This is a genomic window from Streptomyces sp. W16, assembly GCF_033194735.1.
Lineage (GTDB): Bacteria > Actinomycetota > Actinomycetes > Streptomycetales > Streptomycetaceae > Streptomyces.
On sequence record NZ_JAWOAI010000918.1, the window covers coordinates 1 to 2,243 of the forward strand.

Here is a 2,243-nt window from a genome sequence, read left to right on the forward strand (position 1 = left end):
GCGCAGGTCCGCCCGGGCCGTGCCGTCTGCCCGAAGTCGTGCCGGAACCGCTCCGCGAGTTCGCGGACGGCCCGGTCGCTCGGCGGCCGGGGACCGCCGACGACGACGATCGCCCGGCGCCCTCTGACCAGGGTCAGCACCGACCCTCGGGGCAGCCGTCGTTCCATGCGCTCCGCGGCGGACTCCAGCGCGAGGGCCGTGTCGCCGGTCGGTTCGCCGTCGGCCTCCACGACCAGGACCACGAGATGGGCGGAGTGGGCCAGGAGTTGTTCCTCCTGGATCTCGTCGATCGCCCGGTAGCGGTCGTCCGCCTCGGGGGACAGCAGCATGCTCAGCGACGACTCCACGCGTGAGCGGCGGCGCTCGCTGAGGACCATCCGGCGGTACAGGATGAGACCGATGCTCTCGACCGCCTCGGCGACCGCCCGGCCGGCTTCGTCGTCGATCGCCGTGCCGGACTCGATGAGCCAGAGGAAGCCGAGCAGCATGCCGTTGCAGCGGACCGGGAAGCAGAGCCGTGGTGCCAGCTCGAAGTCCGGTTCTCCGGTGACGCGGCCCGGCTCGGTCCAGTCCGCGATGCCCTTGGCGAGCACCCAGCGTTGGAGGTCCGCGGAGATCTGGCGGTCGATGACCGACCGGACCCTGGTGTCGTCCTCGTCGCCGAAGTGTCTGCTGGCGGCGATGAGATGGATCAGCGGATCGTCCACGGCGACGGAGCGGCCGAGCCGGTCGGCGAGCGTGTCGACGACCGACTGGACGTCGTCGCCGGCCACGGCGTCGCCCCGGTGAGCGGCGGGCTGGTTCTGCTCGTCCGTGGCCATCAGGCCTCCCCCGCCGTGTCCAGGTGGCGGTCGAGGAACTCCAGCAGACGGGCGGCCTGGTCGACGACGGAGGGGTGGGCGCGGACGCCGTGTCCTTCGTCCGGGTAGATCACCAGTGTGCTGTCGCGGTCGTGGTCGCGCAGCGCGCGGTGGAACATGGCCGCCTGTTCCGGCGGGGTCGCGAGATCGTGGGCGCCCGCCATCAGCAGCACCGGGGTCCGCACATGCTGGGCGCGGTAGAGGGGGCTGCGGGTGCGGTAGTCCGAGGCCGGGTCGAGCGGGTCGCCGGCCAGGCACATCCGGTCGAAGCCGGGGATGTTGCTCGTGTGGTGCTGGCTGACCCAGTCGGTGACCGGCGAGCGGGCCACGGCGGCGGCGAACCGGTCGGAGTGGGCGATCAGCCACGCGGACATGAAGCCACCGTAGCTGTTGCCCGTGACCGCGACCCGTCGTGCGTCGACCCGTCCGGCGGCCACCAGCGCGTCGACGCCGGCCAGCAGGTCGCCTGCGTCGGCCCCGCCCATGTCGTGGAGCCCTGCGGTCACGAACTTCTGGCCGCGTCCCAGGCTGCCGCGCATGTTCGGCGACAGCACCGCGTACCCCTGGCCGACCAGCAGGGACACGAGCGGTTGCCGTGGCGCCCACTCGTCGCGCCACGCCCACACCGGGCCTCCGTGGATGTTCACGACCAGCGGGTGCGGCCCCGGAGTGGGCGGGGTGACCAGGAGCCCCTGGATCTGCTGCCCGTCCGGGGCGGTCCAGGTCAGCCGCTCCGCCGGCTCCTCCGGTACGGCTGTGCGCGGCCGGGCGCAGGAGAGCCCGGGGTGTACGGTCCCGTCCGGTGCGAGGACGCCCAGTGCCGGGGCCTCGCGGCGGCTGTGCGTGGTGCAGGCGACGACACCGCCGCCGACGGCGACCTCGGGACGCAGCCCGCCGCAGGTGCCCTCAGACTCCCACAGAACCTCGCTCCGTGCCGAGGCCACGGAGAACCTGCCGATCACCGTGTCCAGGCCGCGGAGGCCCGCGAACACAACGGTGTCCTCGCTCTCCCAGCGCGCGCAGGTCACGTCCACGCCGGCCGTCTCCACGGCGACGGACTCGCCGTCCGCCGCGCGCAGGACGACCAGCTCACCGCCGTAGAGGCCGCGGTCGCTCATCGCTCCTACGACGGCGGAGACCAGCGAGCCGGAGGGGTTGGCGGCGGGCAGCCCGATCTGGGTGCCGGGGCGCAGCAGAGTGTGCGTGGTTCCCGTGTGCGGGTCGAGGAGGGTCAACTCGGCCTCGTACCAGTCGGATTCGGTCGGGCCGTCGGAGACGACGCACACGATCGCGGACGGTCCCGCCCAGGCCGCCTGCCACACCGTGCGGTCGGTGGGTGAGACCTGGACCGGCGGGCCGCCGTCCGGGTCGACCAGCCACAGG

General features: G+C 73.3%; 1 protein-coding gene and 1 pseudogene. Both read right to left on the reverse strand.

Features of this window, described 5'->3' with window-relative positions; genetic code table 11:
* Positions 1 to 821 (reverse strand): annotated as a pseudogene (locus R6V09_RS51410) (hypothetical protein); the annotation flags it as partial.
* Positions 821 to 2,243 (reverse strand): alpha/beta hydrolase family protein (locus tag R6V09_RS51415; protein ID WP_317888291.1); only part of this gene is annotated, 1,423 nt, incomplete at its 5' end. The pseudogene R6V09_RS51410 and the gene R6V09_RS51415, both read right to left, overlap by 1 nt.